At 47.5% G+C, this 20,615-nt stretch carries 18 protein-coding genes and 1 pseudogene; 9 read left to right on the plus strand and 10 right to left on the minus strand.

Going from position 1 to position 20,615, the window contains the following annotated elements; all coding sequences use genetic code 11:
- Window positions 1-44: 44 nt before the first annotated feature.
- The 3 genes from NYR53_RS32790 to pyrH all read left to right on the plus strand — a co-directional run bounded on the left by NYR53_RS32790 (window position 45) and on the right by pyrH (window position 5,357).
- Window positions 45-2,897, plus strand: coding sequence for an ATP-binding protein (locus NYR53_RS32790; protein WP_261303139.1), 2,853 nt, complete (start codon window positions 45-47; stop codon window positions 2,895-2,897).
- Window positions 2,898-3,073: 176 nt separating this feature from the next.
- Window positions 3,074-4,399 (plus strand): MFS transporter, encoded by a 1,326-nt coding sequence (locus NYR53_RS32795; RefSeq protein ID WP_261303140.1) that lies wholly within the window; start codon window positions 3,074-3,076, stop codon window positions 4,397-4,399.
- A 223-nt stretch (window positions 4,400-4,622) separates the two neighbouring features.
- A complete protein-coding gene (pyrH, locus tag NYR53_RS32800; RefSeq protein ID WP_261303141.1) occupies window positions 4,623-5,357 on the plus strand; it encodes a UMP kinase in 735 nt (244 codons plus the stop codon).
- A gap of 311 nt (window positions 5,358-5,668) precedes the next feature.
- Here the strand turns inward: pyrH and NYR53_RS32805 are convergent, their stop codons facing one another.
- Window positions 5,669-6,559 carry a GNAT family N-acetyltransferase gene (locus tag NYR53_RS32805; protein WP_261303142.1) on the minus strand — a complete coding sequence of 297 codons (891 nt, stop codon included), beginning with the start codon at window positions 6,557-6,559 and terminating at the stop codon, window positions 5,669-5,671.
- A gap of 158 nt (window positions 6,560-6,717) precedes the next feature.
- On the opposite strand from NYR53_RS32805, the gene sigY reads away from it, so the two are divergent.
- The 4 genes from sigY (at window position 6,718) to NYR53_RS32825 (ending at window position 9,825) form a co-directional block, all read left to right on the plus strand.
- Window positions 6,718-7,251, plus strand: coding sequence for an RNA polymerase sigma factor SigY (gene sigY, locus NYR53_RS32810; RefSeq protein WP_261303143.1), 534 nt, complete (start codon window positions 6,718-6,720; stop codon window positions 7,249-7,251).
- The gene (locus NYR53_RS32815) at window positions 7,252-7,653 is read left to right on the plus strand and encodes a DUF5345 family protein (protein WP_261303144.1); all 402 of its coding nucleotides are present in this window, start codon (window positions 7,252-7,254) and stop codon (window positions 7,651-7,653) included.
- Entirely contained in the window at window positions 7,646-7,867 is a 222-nt protein-coding gene (locus NYR53_RS32820; RefSeq protein ID WP_261303145.1) for a sigmaY antisigma factor component, read from the plus strand. Before NYR53_RS32815 ends, NYR53_RS32820 begins: the two co-directional genes overlap by 8 nt.
- Window positions 7,868-8,070: 203 nt before the next feature.
- Entirely contained in the window at window positions 8,071-9,825 is a 1,755-nt protein-coding gene (locus tag NYR53_RS32825) for a methyl-accepting chemotaxis protein (protein ID WP_261303146.1), read from the plus strand.
- Between the two features lie 65 nt (window positions 9,826-9,890).
- On the opposite strand, the gene NYR53_RS32830 is transcribed toward NYR53_RS32825, so the two are convergent.
- Complete coding sequence (locus tag NYR53_RS32830; RefSeq protein ID WP_261303147.1) at window positions 9,891-10,694, minus strand: helix-turn-helix domain-containing protein; 804 nt, start codon at window positions 10,692-10,694, stop codon at window positions 9,891-9,893.
- An 89-nt stretch (window positions 10,695-10,783) separates the two neighbouring features.
- Here NYR53_RS32830 and NYR53_RS32835 point away from each other — a divergent pair, with 89 nt between their 5' ends.
- Window positions 10,784-11,233 (plus strand): SRPBCC domain-containing protein, encoded by a 450-nt coding sequence (locus NYR53_RS32835; RefSeq protein ID WP_171649611.1) that lies wholly within the window; start codon window positions 10,784-10,786, stop codon window positions 11,231-11,233.
- A 338-nt stretch (window positions 11,234-11,571) separates the two neighbouring features.
- Here NYR53_RS32835 and NYR53_RS32840 read toward each other — a convergent pair whose 3' ends face one another.
- The 7 genes from NYR53_RS32840 to NYR53_RS32870 form a co-directional block, all read right to left on the minus strand.
- On the minus strand, window positions 11,572-12,243 hold the full coding sequence (locus NYR53_RS32840; protein ID WP_261303148.1) for a GNAT family N-acetyltransferase: 672 nt from the start codon (window positions 12,241-12,243) through the stop codon (window positions 11,572-11,574).
- Between the two features lie 21 nt (window positions 12,244-12,264).
- A complete protein-coding gene (locus NYR53_RS32845; protein WP_261303149.1) occupies window positions 12,265-12,975 on the minus strand; it encodes a GNAT family N-acetyltransferase in 711 nt (236 codons plus the stop codon).
- 30 nt (window positions 12,976-13,005) lie between these two features.
- Window positions 13,006-13,863 carry a carbon-nitrogen hydrolase family protein gene (locus NYR53_RS32850; protein WP_261303150.1) on the minus strand — a complete coding sequence of 286 codons (858 nt, stop codon included), beginning with the start codon at window positions 13,861-13,863 and terminating at the stop codon, window positions 13,006-13,008.
- Between the two features lie 48 nt (window positions 13,864-13,911).
- Entirely contained in the window at window positions 13,912-14,901 is a 990-nt protein-coding gene (locus NYR53_RS32855) for an acrylyl-CoA reductase family protein (protein ID WP_261303151.1), read from the minus strand.
- A gap of 454 nt (window positions 14,902-15,355) precedes the next feature.
- Window positions 15,356-16,933, minus strand: a complete 1,578-nt coding sequence (locus tag NYR53_RS32860; protein WP_261303152.1) for a UDP-glucose--hexose-1-phosphate uridylyltransferase — start codon at window positions 16,931-16,933, stop codon at window positions 15,356-15,358.
- Between the two features lie 123 nt (window positions 16,934-17,056).
- Window positions 17,057-18,043, minus strand: a complete 987-nt coding sequence (galE, locus tag NYR53_RS32865) for a UDP-glucose 4-epimerase GalE (RefSeq protein ID WP_261303153.1) — start codon at window positions 18,041-18,043, stop codon at window positions 17,057-17,059.
- Window position 18,044: 1 nt separating this feature from the next.
- The gene (locus NYR53_RS32870; protein WP_261303154.1) at window positions 18,045-19,226 is read right to left on the minus strand and encodes a galactokinase; all 1,182 of its coding nucleotides are present in this window, start codon (window positions 19,224-19,226) and stop codon (window positions 18,045-18,047) included.
- Window positions 19,227-19,458: 232 nt separating this feature from the next.
- On the opposite strand from NYR53_RS32870, the gene NYR53_RS32875 reads away from it, so the two are divergent.
- Window positions 19,459-20,316: an AraC family transcriptional regulator gene (locus NYR53_RS32875; protein ID WP_261303155.1), complete on the plus strand. Its 858-nt coding sequence runs from the start codon at window positions 19,459-19,461 to the stop codon at window positions 20,314-20,316.
- Window positions 20,317-20,354: 38 nt separating this feature from the next.
- Here the strand turns inward: NYR53_RS32875 and NYR53_RS32880 are convergent.
- Window positions 20,355-20,511 (minus strand): annotated as a pseudogene (locus NYR53_RS32880) (2OG-Fe(II) oxygenase); the annotation flags it as partial.
- Window positions 20,512-20,615: the final 104 nt, after the last annotated feature.

Consider the following 20,615-nt stretch of genomic DNA (forward strand, 5'->3'; position numbering starts at 1 on the left):
GGTGACCGTTTGCTATGAAGTCATTCACGAGATCTCGGATCTCCATGCTATACGTTATTTTAATCGTCGTTTTACTCGTATTTGTGAGTGTATCCAACTTTATCGCTTCTCGTAATATGGATAATGAAAGCGATGCGATCGTGCACGATTCCATTCCCATTTCTAACACAACGAACAGCTTGCTTAAAGATTTAATTAATCAAGAAACGGGTATCCGCGGATTTGAATTATCGGGCAATGAACAATATCTGGAGCCCTATACGTCGGGTAAAAAGCAGCTGGAGGATGATCTGAACACGATCCGCAAGTACGATAAGAAGTACCCCACTTTGCAGCTTATTATGGACACGCAAGCCATACCAGCCATTAATAATTTGCAGAAGTACTTCGACACGCAATTGGAGTTGGTCCGTGCTGGTAAAACGGAAGAATCGAAAGCTCGTATAGCGTCCGGTAAAACGATGATGGATCGCTACCGAGTTGTTCATATGAGCATCGAGAAGACCATAGAGCAAATCACGTCAGATGCCTATACAGCTTCCCTCAATGCCGGTAAAACCTCCCGTACGATTACAATGGTCGGCAGTATTATTGCCTTAATTGCAGGCGGTCTGTCTATTTTCATTTCTTACCGAGCCTATCATGCTGAAGAAGAGATTCGTAGAAGCGAGGAAACGTACCGCTACATGGCGGAAAGCTTGGAGACCCAGAATGAAGAGATTATGGCCCAGCAGGAAGAGCAGCAGATTACGCTCGCGAAGCTATCCGAACGAGAAAGGGATTTGGAACTCATCTCATCCTATCAGGAAAAGCTTACAGGTTATGTGAAGTTGAAAGATTTCTTGAAACATACGCTGCCTGCACTGCTCAATTCGTTGTCTCAGGATGCCGCTTTGGTCGTCATGGAACGTCACGCAGAGAACTCTCCTTCTTATGAAGTCATTCATTCCATTGGTTATCCGAAAGAACATATTAATTTGCATCAGAGAGAGCTTTTTGGACCTGCTAGACGTGTTTTCGATGAAGGGATACCTATTGTTCATACTCGAGATGTATTAGGTCATGAACAAGGTGTCCACGGCGGAATGACACGAGCTGTCGATCAATATGTCCCTCTCATGGACGATAAACAGAAGGTCATTGGCTTCTTGCTGTTAACAAGCTATCAAAGCTCCCTCTTTCAAGAAAATAACCAACGATTGACCAAAGGATTAGTTCGTCAGTTCGGACTCGCCTTCTACGCGCAGGTTATGAACGACGAGAGGCTTAAGCAAGCGGCCAGCTTAGCAGAGCTGAATGATCAATTGGTAACAGAGAAGCAGTTCATTGAAGCGCAGCGCGATCTGATTCAAAATATTTTGGAATCCGCACATGAGGGCATGATGATGTGTGATTCGCAAGGTACCATCCTTTTCTCCAATCATCGAATGAACCGGTATTTCAGTTTAAATGAACGTATAGGTGAGAACCTGGTTGATAGCAGTCACGAAGTAGCTGCCGATTCTCCGAGCTTTATAGGCGTCGCTTCCTCCATTGAAGCGTTGATTGATGGCTCTTTGTCAAATCTAACCCAACGTTTTAGCTTCGAAATCGAGGATCAGATCCAGCATGCGGAGCTGTATGCGACCGTAGTCAGTGAAGATACCGAACAACAAGGCTACTTATTCGTATTCCGTGATCGCACCGAAGAAGAACGTATTGATGAAATGAAGAATGAATTCATTAGTATTGTTTCTCACGAGTTGCGAACTCCTCTTGCCAGCGTGCTTGGTTTTATAGAGATCTTGCTGCATCGGGATCTTTCACAAGAGAAACAAAAGAAATACATGGAAACTATTTATAAAGAAGCGCATCGCTTATCGAATTTAATTAACGATTTCCTTGATTTGCAGCGGATGGAGTCAGGTCGACAGCTTTATCATTTCTCTCCTGTCAATCTGCTGCCTACCTTGCAAGAGATCGCCGAGCAGTGGCAGGACAAACATAGCCATCGTATTCACATTCATCAGCAAGAACCAGAACTATATGTGAGAGCCGATGCAGATCGTATTCGTCAAGTCTTCGACAACCTGATCAGCAATGCGATTAAGTACTCGCCAGAAGCCGATCACATTGATATCCACTTAACTGTCGATCAAGGTAAAATCACCATAGCGATTCAAGATTACGGTCTCGGTATCCCAGAGGAAGCTCGTGACCAAATGTTCTCCAAATTCTTTCGTGTCGATAACTCGGACAGACGTCAAATCGGCGGTACCGGCTTAGGTCTCGCTATTGTGAAAGAGATTGTTGAAGGACATGGCGGACATATCTCCTACACATCCGAAATGGGGCAAGGTACGATATTCCGAATTGAGTTCGATCTATACGAGATTTCAAATATGGATGGTCAAATTGTTATTTTCGAAGATGACGATAATCTAGCCAAATTAATTCAAGTTGCGCTGAACAAGTTGGGTCTCCCCTCCATGCAGCTTCGTTCGGCCGAAGAGGGCATGATCGCGCTTAATCGCTGTAAAGGCGAGGGACCGGTACTGTTCATCGTCGATATTCATCTGGAGGGCGCCAAGACCGGTTGGGATTTCATCGCTGAATTATACCGTCATCCAGTGCACTATCAGACGCCCGTTATCGTTTCAACAGCACTCGATCCGCCACATGACTATCATGAGAAAGAGATTGAGAAATATCTTAAAAAGCCGTTCACAATGGAACGTCTCGTTCAAGTGGCGAAGCGTCTACTCGATAATAAGCAAAGTAATGCGTACGTCTTCCCTGCCCAAAATAAAGAGAAGCTCTCGACCACCCTTCAACGCAACGGCATCGACGTGCTTGAAATGAAAGAGAGCATGGATATGATCGAGGTCGAAATCAAAAAGCCGCAATCGGATGCATAACGCATCTTAGAGAACCCTCGATTAGGCATTCCATGCAACCATAGTAACTTACTCCCTCTCCTTCCAATTTAATTAGAGGGAGAGTTTTTTTATTTGTAAAGACAGAGGGATTTCCCGGCCTTGTAGCCAATATACTAGAGACATACCAATTGACGAGAAGGAAAGGTGTGACCCTATTGGCAAAGCTTGAATCCGCTCCCAACAAGGTGCAAGCACGTAAAGTCTGGACCCTGTTCTTCTCCTTACCGATATTCGCTTGGGCGATGTACGATTTCGCGAATACGATTTTTTCCTCCAATATCGTGACTGTGTTTTATCCATTTTATTTAAAAGAAACGTTAGGCAAAAGCGAGGAATTGAATCAGATTGCCAGTACTTTCATTACTTACTCCAATGCGATATCCAGCTTTTTCCTCGTGTTGTTGTCCCCCTTATTCGGGGTATGGATTGACCGGACGGGTAAAAAGAAGGCTTACCTCGTCCCCTTCACACTTATTGCTATCGTGGCAACTCTGCTCATGGGCGCTTCGGCCCTTTGGCACACAGACCAGTCGTGGATGGGACTCAACACCTCCTTACTTGGCGTAATTTTCTTTTTTATGGTCGCCAAATTCTTTTACAATTCAAGCTTAATCTTCTACGATTCAATGATTTCGGATCTGGGTAATGCTCGTGAAATTCCCGTCATTTCCGGCGTTGGCGTAGCGGTTGGTTATGTCGGCACATTAGTTGGACTTGTCGTGTTCCCATTGATCAATGGCAATCATTTTGAAAATACGTTCATCCCTAGTGCGCTTATGTTCCTGATCTTCTCTTTACCTATTATGTTTTTTTACAAAGAGAAGCCCCAGAAGCCCGTCAGTGAGAAAAAGTCGCTCCTCAGCGGGTACCGTGAGATTTGGGATACGTTCAAAGAAGCAAGAAAGTACCGAGCTGCCTTCTTGTTCATGATCGCCTACTTCTTCTTTAACGATGCGATTGCCACGGCCATTGCCGTGATGGCCATTTATGCGAATACCGTTATGGGTTTCACCACAGGGCAATTCATCCTGCTCTACCTCGTTTCAACGGTATCGAGCATCATCGGTTCGTTCCTTTTCGGCTATGTGACCAGAAGTATCGGCCCCAAAAGAGCCGTGACCATCGTCGCCTTCATCCTTATTATTGCGATCTCCTTAGCGGCATTTGCAACTAGTCAGAGCGTATTCTGGGTTGCCGGCAGCTTGTATGGCGTATCGATGGGCGCAATGTGGGTCACATCCCGGACACTGATTGTTGAGCTAACGCCGGAAGAGAAACGCGGTCAATTCTTCGGATTGTTCGCCTTCTCGGGAAAAGTATCCTCAATCGTCGGTCCCGCTCTTTATGGATCAATTACCTGGGCGCTAGCGTCATCTGGCAACCTAGCTAGCCGCGTAGCCTTAGGCTCTCTCTTGATTCTTGTCGTGATTGGTCTGCTGGTTCATATGCGTGTGCCGCAGAAATTGCATTCCTCCTCTTGATTCGTGTACAATAACTTTTAATTATAGACGAAAGGTGTGTGAGGCGTATGAAGGGTCCAGTTGATATTAGAAACGTGGTCTTTTCCTATTTCTCATTCATGGAACACTAAAGCATTCATTGCTTTAGTGTTTTTTTATGGGGAAAAGTAGCGACTTGGTACAGGGTGTACTTATTGCGAAAGCTCTATGATACAGATTTTCTCATCTGGGAGGAGAGATGGATATGCGGTACAAGAGGGTCCTAATTAAACTTAGTGGCGGGGCTGTAGCTGGAGATAGTGAGTTTGGCTTCGATCCAACGCAGCTTAATCACATTGCCAATGAGATTATGACCGTTGTTAATCTAGGTGTGGAAGTGTGCATCGTGATAGGCGGAGGCAATATTTTTCGCGGGAATATGGGCGAGAGCTGGGGAATCGAGAAGGCAGAGGCTGATAATATCGGGACGCTGGCTACCGTCATCAACAGCTTGATGCTGCGCGGTGTTCTCAAAGCGAAGAGCGAAGCTGAAGTGCGCGTCATGACAGCCATTCCGCTCTCTTCTGTGGCGGAGCCTTTTATCCGGCTGAGAGCCATTCATCACTTGGAAAAAGGGTACATCGTTATCTTCGCAGGCGGCAATGGACAGCCTTTCGTCACCACCGACTATCCATCGGTCCAAAGAGCCATAGAAGTCAACTGTGAGGCGATTCTCGTCGCGAAGCAGGGGGTTGACGGTGTTTTCGATAAAGATCCGAAGCACCATAAGGAAGCTCTTCAGTACAAATCACTCCATTATAACGACGTTATCCAAAATGATCTCAAGGTCATGGATCAGTCCGCCTTCATTCTAGCGCGTGATTATCAAATCCCCATGCACGTTTTCAACTTTGATAAGCCTGGCTCTATGAAAGAGATTTGTGAAGGCCAGAATACTGGTACGATCATCAGCGGTTCATCCGAACTCATTTTTCATTAGAAAACAAATTGATCATTATACTCCAGAATTCGATTTTAGAGTCATTCAGCAGCTTAGTAAAGGTAGATCGGCTATCGTGGGGGTAGCAATGTTGTAATTTTTGCAACATCATTCAGCTGAGAAAATGGATTCCCCCGCGACTCCACTATTTCAAATGTGTAATTTATTCATTGAATATAAACGCAAAAAGACCCGAGAGAGGTCACTTTTTTCAAAGTGTCCTTCTTTCGAGTGCTTCTTTCGGTCCCTCTCTCGGATCCTTTTTTCGGGCTACAGTACATGGCTGCCGCTCTATCCGTTTGGGGGACGTTTTAGCTAAGTAAAAGTACGTAATAGTCATTCGCATTCTTCGTTTTAAAGCCGCATGATTCGTATAAGCCTAGCGCTTTCTCGTTCTGGGCAGAGACTTCAAGCTTAATGAAACTAGCACGATCCTGTTGCTTTAATTCCGTAATCGTTTGGCTCAGAATTCGCCGCCCATAACCTTTGGCCCGAAACTCCGGCACTACACAAAAGCCATAAATAAATCCACTCGCATCCGCTTCAACCATGGCCCCAATCTTCCCAATAGGCTCTCTCTGCTCGCCAAGCTCAGCTATCCACGTCCGCTCTTTATCGCCGGTAATGGTTTGGGTAACATACTCTCTTGTGTCGCTCTCCGACATGCCGAACCCTGTCATATTGAGCTTAACCAGCAGTTCCGTATCCTGTGCATCCGCCAAACGAATGGCAATACGATCAGCTAAATCTAAAGCTTGCGGAGTCAATTCCGCTTGCTCTTGTAGCTCCATGACATATTCAGAAAAACTGTATGTTGCACCCAGATTCGTTAGGAAAGCTTTGCCGCTCTCCGACCCGCGCTCATTAATAAAAATCAGCTTCGGAACTTCCCTTCGCCGACACTCGGCTATCGCATGTTGAACCAATTGATTAAAAATACCTTGGCGCCGCGCCTCAGGATGCACCATCCCGCTAATCTCTACTTCCGTAGACATAAAGCAATATATGGCCAAAAAACCGACAATTCGGTCATTTTGGTAAAATAGAAAGTCATTCGTCACGCCAGACGGACGGTCCGATAGTGTGCTCCAATTCAGTTTAATCTCAATATGATCATGGCTATTACAAACCTCCCAAAGCTTCCGAACTTCCTCCAGCTCTTGCGGTGACAGCCCTGCTCTTGGTAATATGCCTTGTTTCAAAATGTTATCCTCCATCATTCTAATAATCTTACCTGAAGTCAATTATACATGTCTCAACAATGGCGTGGTAAGCTAATAAATAATTTTACATAAATTTTCGTGGTCATTGAACGATGCAGTGGAGTTGTTCGTACTATCTATGAATTCAGGCAGAGAGGATGTTCATTCACTTGGAAGAGCACGAATTAATTCGTCAGGCTATACAGGGAGACAAAACTGCTCTGTCCCAGCTGCTGCAGCAGCACTATGCTTTTGTTTACAAGTATCTGCTGAAAATAACGCTTAATCCACCGTTGGCTGAGGATATTACGCAAGAAACCATGATCCGATGTATCGAAAAAATAAAGCTGTACAACGGGAAGTCCAAATTCTCATCTTGGCTCATAACCATCGCCACTCACTTGTTCATTGATCAAGGAAGACGGCGCAAACGCGAGCAGCATTGGCAGGAGCAAGAACAGCAGCAATCCTTACGTCAGATGCAGTGGCAGGCCGGGCATCAACATGAGGCTTGGCCTGATGTGCTGAATGCCCTGGCAGAGCTGCCCCAGGAGAGCCGCATCCCGGTTATTCTCAAGCATTACTATAGCTATACGTATGAGGAAATTGGGCAGATGCTCTCCATTGCGGAGGGTACTGCGAAATCGAGAGTGCATCATGGAATAAAGCAATTACGAAAGGAGCTGGCGTAGATGGAATCGGAAGATCCGAAGAAAAGAGAAGACGGGAACAAGAACCAGGATGATGACCAACGCTATAAATGCAGTGACGTCTATCGAGGACTAGAGGGTACGGATGAAATGACGGAACAACAGCTGCAAGAGGGGCTTCAACGGCTCGAAGAGCTCTTTCCGGCTTTCACGCCAAGCCCCTCTTGGTTCGATCAGCAAATCGTTGAAACGCAAAACAAACAGCGTTCAAAGCTCTGGAGAGACTTGCTCCTATTGTGGATAGCCGCCCTGCTGCTGCTCTCGCTCTTATATGCAATGATGAATGCGCAGCCTGTTGTTTTCATCACTTTTCAAGTTCTCGCTGTTGTAGCGCCGCTGGTCTGGCTACTCGTTCGCAAACAGGAGGAACACCATTATGAATGATCCAAAATGGGATCAACTGCCCCTCTGGGCATGGATCGCTATTCCACTTCTTTTACTCGCGCAAAGCACATGGCTGTTCATGGATGCACGCAAACGCAGCGCGAAATACCCATGGTTCTGGGGGATCTGGGGGATTATTCAAGTACCGTTCCCCTTCATCGTCTACCTATTCGCTGTTCGTAAAATACACCGTATCTGGTCACGTAAAAAATAATCGTGCGAGGATGTGTACATCAGATGTCCATGATGTCGGGCGGTTTGAGTCAAATGGATCAAGCTGGCCTCCTGACGTCATTATCAGGTAAAATTTCACAAAAAGTTCATGAAGTGACGTCATAGTGGCAAGGAAACCGATGGCAAAAAATTCACACTTATCTTACAATTAGGACTATAGTCATAGACCTGAGGAGGGGTAAGATGTCGAAAAATAAAAAAATATGGCGAGTAACCATACGTAAAAAACTAATGTTGGTTTCCCTGCTTCTACTGTTAACGCCCATATTAGTGTTGGGTGCCATTACTTATAATGTTTCAACCAAGGAATCCGACAAATTAATTCAAAGCAATTTGAAAAATTCGGTCAAGATGGCTTTGGAGCTGACGGCGGCTTTTGAAAAAGCTTCGAAGCAGGGAACGATGTCGAAAGAAGATGCTCAAGAAAGAGTGAAGGAAATATTGCTTGGAGCAAAGAAGGATGGAAAGCGTTCGATTAATGCTAACATTAATCTCGGTGCCAACGGTTACTTCTTCATTCTGAATGCGAACGGCGACTTGCTGGCACATCCATCTTTGGAAGGTCAAAACATCATAGATAAACAGACGAAAGACGGTTTTTATTACATCAAGGATATGATTCAAAAAGGAAAGAGCGGCGGAGATTTCACCATCTATAACTGGCCGCTTCCCAACTCTACAAAAGAAGGAAAAAAAATTGCGTATGTTGAGTCCACGAACTCGGATTGGGGTTGGATTATTTCGGCAGGCTCCTATATGCAGGATTACAATGCGGGACAAGTTCATATTTTGAACACGATCCTCATTACATTAATTTGCTGCTGGGTAATTGGAGGCGTGGTGATGACGTTGTTTGCCTTCCATATTTCCAGACCAATTAAGCAGCTTGCCCTTCAGGCAGAACAGTTTGCTATGGGAGATCTTCGTTCAGCCCAGTTAAAAATTAGCAATAACGACGAAATTGGTGAACTCGCGGTTTCTTTTCAATTGATGCACAACCATTTACGCCAAATTGTTTCTGGGCTCTTATCCAATTCAGATAAGTTAACGGACTCTACTCATGAACTAAACCAGTCCATTGGGGAAACGACAACAGCGAGTAATCAAATTTCGACCTCTATCGAAGATATGGTCATAAGCAACGAAACGCAGGCACGCAGTGTCAATGAAAGCTCGACAGCGATGGAAGAAATGGCTGTTGGCATTCAGCGGATCGCGACAACCTCGTCTGCCGCCTATGAAGCATCAGAGATGACGCTGAAGGAAGCGGAGCAAGGTAACCACCTGATTAACGAGACAACCTTGCAGATGAATGCTGTAAGTCTTACAGTGGGCGATCTTGCGAAGATTGTTGAGAAACTTACGGAACGTTCTCAGCATATCGGAGACATCGTCCAGGTGATCACGGATATTTCCACTCAAACCAATCTACTCGCTTTGAACGCATCCATTGAAGCTGCGCGCGCTGGTGATGAAGGTAAAGGATTTGCCGTCGTAGCCGGCGAGGTGAAAAAACTGGCTGAGCGTTCTTCCGCATCTGCCGCTGAAATTGCCGTGTTGATTGAAGACATCCAATTGGATATGAAGCAAGCTGGCGAGGCAATGGAAAAAGGCGAGCAAGAGGTTTCTGCGGGTGTGAATGCAATCCAGCATACGGGTCAAGCTTTTGTTCGTATTCTCGACGCAACGCGGAGCGTTGTGAATCAAGTACAGGAAGCTTCGGCAGCAGCCGAAGAGATGTCTGCCAGCTCGCAGGAAATCGCCGCTTCCTTGCAGGAAATCGAACGAATGGCGAACCAGACCAATGATTTGGCGCATTTGATTTCCTCCGCTACGGAAGAGCAGCTTGCATCGATGGAGGAGCTGACATCTTCATCGGAATCGTTGGAAATCATGTCCTCAGAGATGCAGTTCATGGCTCATCGATTTAAATTGTAAGGCGCAACGATAAGTTTCAACCCTTCAAATGGAAAGGACCGGCAGCAAGGTGCCGGTCCTTTTCTTCAAAGCGTCAGCCGAGCATATTCATCAGGAGTTTGGCCGATAATGGACTTGAAGTCCTTGATAAAATGCGACTGGTCATGATAACCGAGATCCATGGAAAGCTTGGACCAATTATGCCTCCGGCTTAAATCCGTCGTCTCCGCTGCGTTCTGGATTCGAGCCAGCTTGATCACCCATTTGGGGCTAACTCCGACGTAGTGGTCGAACAGACGCTGCAGCGTTCTTTTATTCACATTGAAGTCATCGCAGAGGGTATCGACTTTGGTGAGATCAGGCTTCTGATTGATATGATCGATGATCTGATTAATAAAAACGACCTGTTCATCCTGTTCGGGAAGCTTGGGCCGGATCAGCTGCTCAATATGCTTGACCATAAGGCAATCTTCTTCCTGACCAAAAATAGTCGTCTCAAGTTGACGTGGATCTATGTCAAAAAAGCTCTGGACACTCATTGGATTGTTCAACAAACCGGAAATCGGCTGCTTCAAAAAAGGGTAAAAACCGCCAGGTTTGAATTTGACGCCGAACACGCATCCTTGGCCTTGCAGATAATGCCCATATTTCTCTTTCCCCGGACCATATATGGCCGTTCGACCCGGTTCAACGAGAAGATTGACACAGGGATTCGGGATAACATGCTGCAAATAAGGATCTTGGTTCGTTAAATCCCACCTAACTATCCAGTAATGTCGAATGAAATAGGCCAGATCTTCGGAGGGGTCCAGCCTTGAAAGCTGGAATTTCTGCTCGCCTTGCTGCAGATTCATAATGCCTAGGCTGGGCTTGGAGGCTTTGGGAATCACTGCGCTCACTCCTTGTCGCGTTTTTACAATACAGAGGTTGTACAATCATCTATATTTAATCATAACACATACCAAAGGAGTGGAAGTATATGGAACTCAAATACGAATTTTACATTGGAGCAGGACTTAAGGAAGTGTGGGATATTCTCGTGACTCCGGAGGGGACGCGTAAGATTCTTTTTGGCAGTGTGCTCCAGTCTACTTTTGAGATTGGATCCGATTATGCATACGTGGGGCCTGGTAATGACGGTGAGGAAACCGTTCATGTATACGGTAAGATTTTAGCTTACGAACCGGAAAAGCTCATCAGTTGCACCGAACATGCCGGTCCATCATATAACCCGAATCATGCGGACTTTGAATCTAGAATGACGCTGTCCCTTGAGACGGTTGGGAGCTGTACAAAACTAACGTTGGTCAATGATAATTGGACGCCTAACCACCCAAGCTTCGAAACTACCAAGGCTAGTTGGTGGATGATTCTGAGCAATATCAAGACACTTGCGGAGACTGGAAAGACGTTGGATTTTGGTTGGTAGGGACAAGCTGTTCCAAAAGGGTTATAGACCTTGACTTCCGCTAATAGGGAGATCCTTTTAGGGCAGGGTTGTTTTTAACGGAACGATATGCCGCTAAAGTGCATGAAATGATCAAAAATTGAATTTGCGGAACGAGAGAGCGCTATTCGATGAAATTTATGCGATTCAAAGCCAAAAACAACGGATTAGCGTCTCTACGTTCCTCTTTTGCTTGATTTAGAGCATAATTCACGTAAATAGAGTCTCTACGTTCCCCACCTCTGTTAGCAATGTTATTATAACGTACGCTTCATTGGAAGCTGCCATGGCAGAAGCTCTAGAGTCTCCTCCGCCCCTTACTAAAGAGGTTTAAGCGCCAACGTCGCTTTCCCCTCAAGCCCCTCAACCATGTCATGCCACGCCTTCGGCTTATTCGCCAAAACGGAATAATAGCGTTTCAAGAACTTCACCACGATCCCTGCGTCTAGCTCCACTTGATCCTCATCTGTCGGCAAGAAACAAAGGTCGAGTTCCTCAACCGCTTCTCCATTGTTCTCCCAAGACGGATGAACGTATGGGAAGTCGATCCGCTTATAGCCCAGATGCGACAACACTTCGCGCCGTACGTAAGGATCCATCGGCTTCACGCCGCCGAAAGCATGGCCTTCGATCCGATATGGATCGTAAATCTCAGCGAACATCCCCAGCATCGGCTTACCAGATTCGGCTGCTAACGCCTCTAGATCATTCCAGCGTTTCCGCGCCAGAAACCGACCGATTCCAAGCCCTGCTTGACCAATTATAGTGAAGTCCGTCATCGCAACTTGGAAGTCGTCATAGTAGCGATACTCCGTTGTACCAACGACTTTCCCTTCATGAACGGCTACGAAAACCCGGATACCAGGATCCTCGAGTGGTTCTTTCCACAAGGCGTATTCAAGTACCTCTTCTGGCGGAAATACCTCTTTCATCAGATCATGCATGCTCCGAAACAAGGGATTATCTATGCTTGTAATTCGTATATACTCCATAATAAAAACTTCACTCCTTCGTCAGATTTGAAATGGATTCCGCCACTCCATCAAAAGCGCATGGTTAAGCGACTCCTCATCCTGCAAATAGTTCGGGACAACCTGCACAGGCGTCCGGCCGCAGCGCAGCAAGAAAGTAATAACCGGATCCTTCAACGCGCCTGCCATGACAGCCCTCACGTAGTCATCCGCATTCATGGCGGCGGCATGCTTGTGGTAGCCTGGCATCCGCCCGCCTCCGAGCAACCTTCTTAAACCTAGATGTACGACCACTTCGTACATAGACTGCATCATCCACTTGCCGAGACCAAATTTGCGGTAAGCCGGCTTTATACAAATGTCTACAATGTAGAGGGTGTCGCCATCAGGACGATGCGTTCGGATGTACCCATCGTCCGTCAAAGATGACCAACTATGGTCAGCTACGTGCTGCTCCTCATATTCTACGCGAAGCCCTGTTATGGACCCTACAACCTGACCAGCCACCTCCACACAAAGCGCCCCTTCAGGAAATCGGGTAATATGCTCTGTGAGCTGCTCCTCATTCCACCATAGCTCGGATGGAAAAGGCGGTGGAAAGCTCTCCTGCTGAACGCGGATGAGCGCGTCGAAATCGGCTTTCCCATAATTGCGAATCGCAGCCTCAATCGGTTTATCTCCGTCGAAGACGTATATTTTTTTCACGTACAACTTCCCTGGCTCTGTAACTTTCTTGGCAGCTTCTAATTCCATTGCATTGTAAGCCCCCTTGATCTCACTTCATCAGGACCAATCAGTGTACATATCGGTTCTGCGGTCACGCCACGTGGTGACGGAGCCTTTTTCCCGAACGAGGTTCAACAGCTCCAGATCCAAATCGGCCGTGACGACCATGTCACCGTTGATCTCGCCTTCTACGAGTATTCCCTTTGGAGGAAAAGGCACATCATTCGGCGTGATCACCGCTGCCTGTCCGAAATTCGCCCTCATGAAATCAACCGTTGGCAGCGCCCCGACTGTCCCTGTCGTGACCACGTAGATTTGATTTTCGATCGTTCTAGCATGACATGTATAACGTACCCGATGGAATCCATGCCGGTCATCCGTACACGATGGGGCGAACAGCACATCCGCTCCGCGAGCTCTCGCCATCCTGACGATTTCCGGAAACTCCACATCATAACAGACCAGAATCGCAATACGGCCTTTATCCGTATCAAAAACCTGCAAAGAATCTCCGGCACCCATATTCCATTCCTTCACTTCAGTCGGGGTGATATGCAGCTTCTTCTGCTCCCCAATCCGCCCGTCCGGATAAAATAAATGAGCCGTGTTATAAAGCTTGCCCTCCTCCGAGGTAATATGTGTGCCGCCGATCAAATGCATCCCCGTTTGCTTCGCCAACCCCTGAAAAAGCGTTCGATAAGCCTCCGTATATGATGGCAATGCTTCGATGGGAAGCGCCTTACCGTTTTCATCGCCTATAGACATTAACTGGGTCGTAAATAGTTCAGGAAACAGCACAAATTCCGCCTCAAACTCCTGAGCCACCTTCACATAATGCTCCACTTGGGCGGCGAACTCTTCGAAACTATGTATCGTGTGCAAATGATATTGCACCGCAGAAATGCGCATTTTCAACGTCAATCTCTCCTTATTTCATGGAATGAAAGAAGTCCTGCCTCCCTTTTACAATCGGACAAGCACTCTTCCTCTGACCTTTCCTTCCAGAACCTCCTTAGCAGCTTCCATAACGCCATCCAGCGTAACCTCTTTATAGACTGTCTGCTCCAGGCCTTTCGGCTTCAGTTCCTTCGCAATACGCTCCCACAGAGGCTTTCTAACCTCCACCCGGCAAGCAACCGAATCAATGCCTAACACATTCACACCTCGCAGGATAAAAGGAAACACCGATGCGGCAAACTCTCCGCCACCAGTCAAGCCACTCAGGGCAACAGAACCACCGTACTTCATCATGCTCAGCACATGGGCTAGCGAGTCACCCCCAACGGGATCGACAGAACCCGCCCAATATTCCTTATTCAGTGGCTTGCTAACAGAGGGAACCAGCTCCTCTCGCGTTAATACCCGCTTAGCCCCGAGGTCGAGCAGGTACTGATGATCCGCTGACTTCCCAGTGCTCGCTTCCACCTCATAACCAAGTGCTGCTAGCATGGACACGCTGCTGCTGCCCACTCCGCCAGTTGCACCACGAACAAGCACGGGTCCCTGCTCTTTGCTTAACCCATTTTCCTCCATTCGCTGTATGGAGAGCGCAGCGGTAAATCCCGCCGTACCCAGTATCATCGCCTCGCGATGAGTTAAACCCTGCGGAAGAGGTATGACCCAGTCAGCCGGGACGCGCGCATAAGCGCTAAATCCGCCGTAATGCCCTGTACCCAGCTCGTAACTCGTCACCAACACCTCATCGCCTTCGCGAAACCGAGCATCTGACGAAGCTACAACGGTTCCGGCCAAATCAATCCCCGGTACCATCGGGTAAGCACGTACAACACGCCCAGTAGAGCTGCAAGCCAACGCATCTTTATAATTAATGCCGGAGTATAACACTCGAATCGTCACTTCGCCAACAGGTAAATCATCGAGCTTAAGTTCCTTTACTTCGATTGCAAAAGATTCCTTTGTTCGATCCACCACCAACGCTTCAAAGCTATCCATTCTACGCCTCCTTCAACGATCATCCTGCTGCACATTCAACTACTCTCTCAGTTTACTAAATTCACCCAGCAGTTTCCATTCCTCTAGCTTGTGGAGTATGTAGTATGGCGAAGCAATACGTAGAACTGCCGCCAAATTAGCAACTGCCACAGGTGTAAGTAAAGGGAACATTTTCCATCACTTCAACTCCATTGATATAATCTGATTGGCGGCCGATGACTCGCTCCATTCGATCCTCCGAGACAGCCTTTTCTGCCTTCTCAGGCTGCAAACCCGCTAAATCGCCTTCTCTCAGCAGCTGAGAGGTCCAAGCACTCCCTCCACTTTAGCGATGAAGACATCCGTCTCCGCAGACGCCAAATAAATTTGTGGTAAGCTTCGCTTACCACAAATCCAAATACAAAAAACCAACTCCCCTAGCCAAATGCCTTAGGGAGTTGGTTCATCTTTAAAACTATTGCTGCGCAAAGCCCGCAGCCGCCAAAAACCGTCCAAAAGCCGCTTGCCCGGCTTCATCACGCTTGAACACGCCTGCGTCAAGCAGCACGTCCATGAACTTGCTGCCGACTTCGGCCTGCAGCACCGCACTCGCTCTGTCCTGCGGCAGCGCCGCGCCATGCTTCGCGAGCAGCGCTTTGATCCATTCCGCATGCTTATGCAGCGGATGGCCGGCCTCTTCGCGGATCTCGCGGCCGAATGCGGCTTCGCCGGTGAGCAGCTTGGCGATATCCGCCAGCTCCTCTTGCAGGCGGCCTGGCAGCACCGCCAGCCCCATAACCTCAATCAAGCCGATGTTCTCCTTCTTGATGTGGTGCAAGTGCTGGTGCGGATGGAAAATCCCATCCGGATGCTCTTCGCTGGTGCGGTTGTTGCGCAGCACCAGGTCAAGCTCGTACTCGCCGCGTGCATTGTTGCGGGCGATCGGAGTGATCGTGTTATGCGGGACACGCTGTCCGTCCTTCTCGCTGAAGGCGAGGACGTCCGCTTCCGCATCACTGTAGGCGCGCCAGTCTTCGAGCAGCTTGCTCGCCAGCTTATAAAGCTGCTGCTTGTTGTGCCCGCTCAGGCGAAGCACCGACATCGGCCACTTGACGATGGCGGCCTTCACGCCGGCAAACTCTGCATGTGAGAAGGCCTTCTCACTTGGCGCTTTTTCCATCGGGAATTTATGGCGCCCGCCTTGGAAATGGTCGTGGTTCAGAATAGAACCACCTACGATCGGCAGATCCGCGTTCGATCCGATGAAATAATGAGGGAACTGATCGATGAAGTCCAGCAAACGATAGAACGTGTTCGACGTCGTTTTCATCGGTATGTGTTTCTCATGGAAAATAATGCTGTGCTCGTTGTAATACACATACGGCGAATACTGGAAGTACCATTTCTCGCCATCTAATTCCAACGGAATGACACGCAGATTTTGCCTCGCCGGGTGATTCACACGACCTGCGTACCCTAAGTTGTCTACGCAAAGTAGACATAAGGGATAGCTGCTTTGCGGCAGCGTTTTGAGCAGGGCAATTTCCTTCGGATCTTTCTCCGGTTTGGAAAGGTTGATCGTGATTTCCAGATCGCCATATGTTGTTTCGGCCAACCAGTAGGCATTTTTCTGAATGCGATCCATTCGAATATAGTTGGAATCGATGGATTGCTTGTAGAAGTAATCCGTCGCCGCCTCTACGCTCGTTGTTTTGGCTGTGTTCCAGAATTGATGCACAACCTCGGAAGGACGAGGCATCAGGAGCCCCATAATCCGTGCGTCCAGCAAATCACGGTACGTCATCGTATTCTCTTCCAAGAGCCCTGCCTCAAAAGCTGCATCGAGCAGTTCTTCAAGCAGTGCAACCGGACTGCTCAATTTCTCTGCCGGCACTTCGCCTTGATAAGGTTCAGCAAGACCAAATAAATCAAGCAAAGCATTTCGTGATGTATAGACATCAAGGTGTTCAATCAGCCCATTCTGCACAGCGAACTGAAGGAGCCTTTCTATGATCAACGCTGCGTGCTGCGGCGCTTTAACTGTCCGTTCCATGTGCCACGTTCCTTTCTACAAAACAAGCCTCTTTTCAGCTCCGTTCTGCATTGTTGTACCCTGTTTACGCTGTTTCTGCACTTGTACCCTGTTATACACTGTTCCACCCTGTGCTACCCTACTCTACTCTTCGTACCCGTTCGGATGATTTTGGTGCCAGTTCCATGCGCTCTCGATAATGGATTCCAAGGAATCACGTGTCGGTTTCCAACCAAGCTCCGCTCTTGCACGCTCTGAGGAGGCAATTAACGTTGCTGGATCGCCGGCTCTACGCGGTTCGATGACGGCAGGAATCGCATGACCGGTAACTTTGCGGGCGATTTCGATGACTTCTTTGACCGAGAACCCTGTGCCATTGCCTAGGTTGTAAATATTGCTCTCTGCTCCGCCACGCAGCTTCTCAACCGCAAGAACATGAGCACTTGCCAAATCGCTAACATGAATATAGTCGCGCACACATGAACCATCTGCTGTTGCATAGTCTTCTCCGAAGATGGAAATATGCGGTCTTTGACCAAGAGCCACTTGAAGAATGATAGGAATCAGATGCGTCTCTGGGCTATGATCCTCACCGATTTTGCCGCCGGCATGAGCCCCAGCTGCATTAAAATAGCGAAGCGATACATATTTGATACCATGCGCGATGTCGAACCATTTCATCATTTTTTCCATAGCCAGCTTCGTCTCGCCATACGTATTGGTCGGCAGGGTGCGGTCTCTTTCTAGGATTGGAATATTTTCAGGTTCACCATACGTGGCAGCCGTTGAGGAGAAGACGATTTTCTTCACGCCGTATTGGGTCATCTTTTCAAGTAAGCAAAGCGTTCCGTATACGTTATTGTGATAATATTTCGCAGGATTGGTCATGCTCTCGCCAACTAATGAATTCGCCGCAAAATGGATGATAGCATCAATACTATTCTCCGTGAAAACCGTATCCAGAAACTCGCCGTCGCGCAAATCGCCTACGTACAGTTTGCCCCCAAGCACAGCGTTTCTGTGCCCTTGCTGCAAATTATCAACGATAACGACTTCTTCCCCTTTGGCAACCAGCTCCGCTACCGCATGAGATCCGATATAGCCTGCTCCGCCCGTTACTAGTATGGCCATTTTATAACGCCTCCCCGACTTGCTCGACACCATTGCCGATATCACAAACGTAGAAGCTTGGTGTCAAACCTGTTTTTTCCGTATATTCTTTACCCACTTGATCGATAAACGTCTGTACACTGTCCTCATGAACTAAAGAAACTGTGCATCCGCCGAAGCCTGCGCCTGTCATACGTGACCCAAGCACACCCGGAACCTTCAGTGCCGCCGCAACCATCGTATCCAGCTCTACACCTGTTACTTCATAAAGATCACGAAGCGAGTCATGGGACCCGATCATTAGCTTACCGAAGGATTCAAGGTCGTTCGCTTCCAGCACCTCAATGGATTTGAGAACACGCTCAATTTCTTCAATAACATGCTGCGCCCGTTTGCGGACGGTTTCGTCCGGGATCAGATGTTTGAATTCGTTAAATTGCGCCAAGTTCAGTTGGCCGAGCAAAGTGATCGAAGGAAACTGCTTTTGCAAATAGGACACAGCCTGTTCGCACTGGCTTCTTCTCTCATTGTAAGCGGAGTCTATGAGACCTCTGCGTTTGTTCGTATTTCCGATAACCAGCTTATAGCTGCCGCTTTGGAAAGGCACATGGCGATATTCAAGCGTGTCGCACATGAGCAGGATCGCATGATCTTTTTTGCCATTGGCTACAGCGAATTGGTCCATGATACCACTGTTGACGCCAACGAATTCGTTCTCTGTTTTTTGAGCGAGCAGGGCGATTTTCACGGTATCGATTGGATATTTTTCAAGAGTTAATAAGCCAAAAGCTGTAACGACTTCAATGGAAGCCGAGGACGAAAGTCCGGCACCATTCGGGATTTCACCGTGGAACAAAAGATCATAACCCTGCGTAACAGGGAAGCCAGCTTTCGCTAAGTGAACGAAGATCCCTTTCGGATAATTGATCCAATCGTCCTCTGCCTGATAGGACAAGTCATCTATGGAAATTTGTTTGCGCAGTGCCAGGTTTGTCGATGCGAATCCAATTACACGATCTTGTCTTGGACGAATTATCAAAGTGGTTCCGAACGTTAACGCTGCCGGGAAAACATAACCGCCATTGTAATCCGTGTGCTCACCGATCAAATTGACACGACCTGGAGCATGGAAAGCTGAAATTGCCGTTGCAGAATTCCCGTAAATTTCAATAAACGTGGTTTTTAGAGCTTGCAAATCTGCCATTCTGGCACCGCCTTTAGTGGTTTTAGAAGTAATTTCGCTCGTCATCTGAGGATGATGGAGTCGTTTATGCTTGGTATCTTTGTAACTTCAGTATACGAGAAGAATATAGGATTGGCTATGGAGGCATGTTATTTTCACATGGAAAAATGTGATCTCACATTCGCTACTCTTATTAGATTTATGATAAAGTGAAGGTACATGTAGATGCTTAGATCGGAGATGAAGAGTAAGCATGACAAAGTCAGAGAGCTATTACGTTGTTTCGAATCCCCTGCCTTCCCAGGAGAGTGAATTAACCGTGCTGTTTGCGGGTGAGAGCCAGACGAAGCCTGAGCATCGGTTAGGCCCCAAAGTTTACGACTATTATCTGATTCACTATGTAATATCGGGTAGAGGGTTCTTCTCTTCGCAAGGCGAAGAGTACGAACTTGGCGCCGGAGACAGCTTCGTCATCGAGCCTGAACAGCTCATTAGCTACGTCTCTGACGAGGCAGATCCGTGGCATTATTGCTGGATCGCTTTTACAGGCACACAGGTCGCGGCGTTAGTCGCCTCAACTGGAGTGAATCCCCTACAGCCCATTATTCATACGAAGCGTAACCGCCATATCCCTGTCCTTTTTCGCCATATTCAGCAAGCCTTAAGATCCAAAAAGGCAAACGCACAGCTGAAATCCATCGGATACCTACACTTGTTACTCGGTGAATACTGTGAAACATTATCCGCTTCCACATTAGCCGGCGTGGTTACGGAAGCCGAGAGTGACCGCATCGTGCAGCAAGCGATTCACTACCTGTCCACCCAATATGCCGAGCCTATCACCATCGAGCTAATGGCTGAGAGTTTGGGCTACAACCGCGCGTATTTATCCCGTATGTTCAAGCGTCATACCAAGGTAACACCCGTCACGTTTCTTCTAAAGCTGCGAGTGGATAAAGCACGTCTGCTGCTTCGAGAACGGCTGGAACTCACCATCGAACAGATTGCATCGTCCGTAGGTTTCTACGACCCGCTTTACTTCTCTAAGCAATTTCGACGTTGGTACGGTGTCTCGCCAAGCGAATATCGCAATCAAATCAAATCTCTTTGATTTTAATCTACCATAAGGTATCGCTGGATCAAAATTTGTTATTTTGCATCATGGTAAATAACACCCAGACTGCATCTCTGCCCCGATGTAATGATGCTCCCTCCATGTCGAAGCTTGGTTTTATAATACATGCCCCCTGCTTTTTGCCCGAGGGGGTTGTTCCATCAAAATAAAATCCCCTCCTCTGCAATCGATCCCACTTTTTGAATTTCAAAACCTGAATGCTACATCCATTGGATTAATCCAATGGATGTAGAGATTTGACAACCTATAAGTCAATTCCATTGGATTGTCTCCAA

It is taken from the genome of Paenibacillus andongensis, from assembly GCF_025369935.1.
Taxonomy (GTDB): domain Bacteria; phylum Bacillota; class Bacilli; order Paenibacillales; family NBRC-103111; genus Paenibacillus_E; species Paenibacillus_E andongensis.

Bases quoted from the DNA above. Each gene is read 5' to 3' on its own strand.
- NYR53_RS32790 (WP_261303139.1), top strand. From the start codon at position 45: ATGCTATACGTTATTTTAATCGTCGTTTTACTCGTATTTGTGAGTGTA.
- pyrH (WP_261303141.1), top strand. From the start codon at position 4,623: ATGCGGTACAAGAGGGTCCTAATTAAACTTAGTGGCGGGGCTGTAGCT.
- sigY (WP_261303143.1), top strand. From the start codon at position 6,718: ATGTTCATTCACTTGGAAGAGCACGAATTAATTCGTCAGGCTATACAG.
- NYR53_RS32815 (WP_261303144.1), top strand. From the start codon at position 7,252: ATGGAATCGGAAGATCCGAAGAAAAGAGAAGACGGGAACAAGAACCAG.
- NYR53_RS32820 (WP_261303145.1), top strand. From the start codon at position 7,646: ATGAATGATCCAAAATGGGATCAACTGCCCCTCTGGGCATGGATCGCT.
- NYR53_RS32825 (WP_261303146.1), top strand. From the start codon at position 8,071: ATGTCGAAAAATAAAAAAATATGGCGAGTAACCATACGTAAAAAACTA.
- NYR53_RS32835 (WP_171649611.1), top strand. From the start codon at position 10,784: ATGGAACTCAAATACGAATTTTACATTGGAGCAGGACTTAAGGAAGTG.
- NYR53_RS32840 (WP_261303148.1), bottom strand. From the start codon at position 12,243: ATGGAGTATATACGAATTACAAGCATAGATAATCCCTTGTTTCGGAGC.
- NYR53_RS32845 (WP_261303149.1), bottom strand. From the start codon at position 12,975: ATGGAATTAGAAGCTGCCAAGAAAGTTACAGAGCCAGGGAAGTTGTAC.
- NYR53_RS32855 (WP_261303151.1), bottom strand. From the start codon at position 14,901: ATGGATAGCTTTGAAGCGTTGGTGGTGGATCGAACAAAGGAATCTTTT.
- NYR53_RS32860 (WP_261303152.1), bottom strand. From the start codon at position 16,933: ATGGAACGGACAGTTAAAGCGCCGCAGCACGCAGCGTTGATCATAGAA.
- galE (WP_261303153.1), bottom strand. From the start codon at position 18,043: ATGGCCATACTAGTAACGGGCGGAGCAGGCTATATCGGATCTCATGCG.
- NYR53_RS32870 (WP_261303154.1), bottom strand. From the start codon at position 19,226: ATGGCAGATTTGCAAGCTCTAAAAACCACGTTTATTGAAATTTACGGG.
- NYR53_RS32875 (WP_261303155.1), top strand. From the start codon at position 19,459: ATGACAAAGTCAGAGAGCTATTACGTTGTTTCGAATCCCCTGCCTTCC.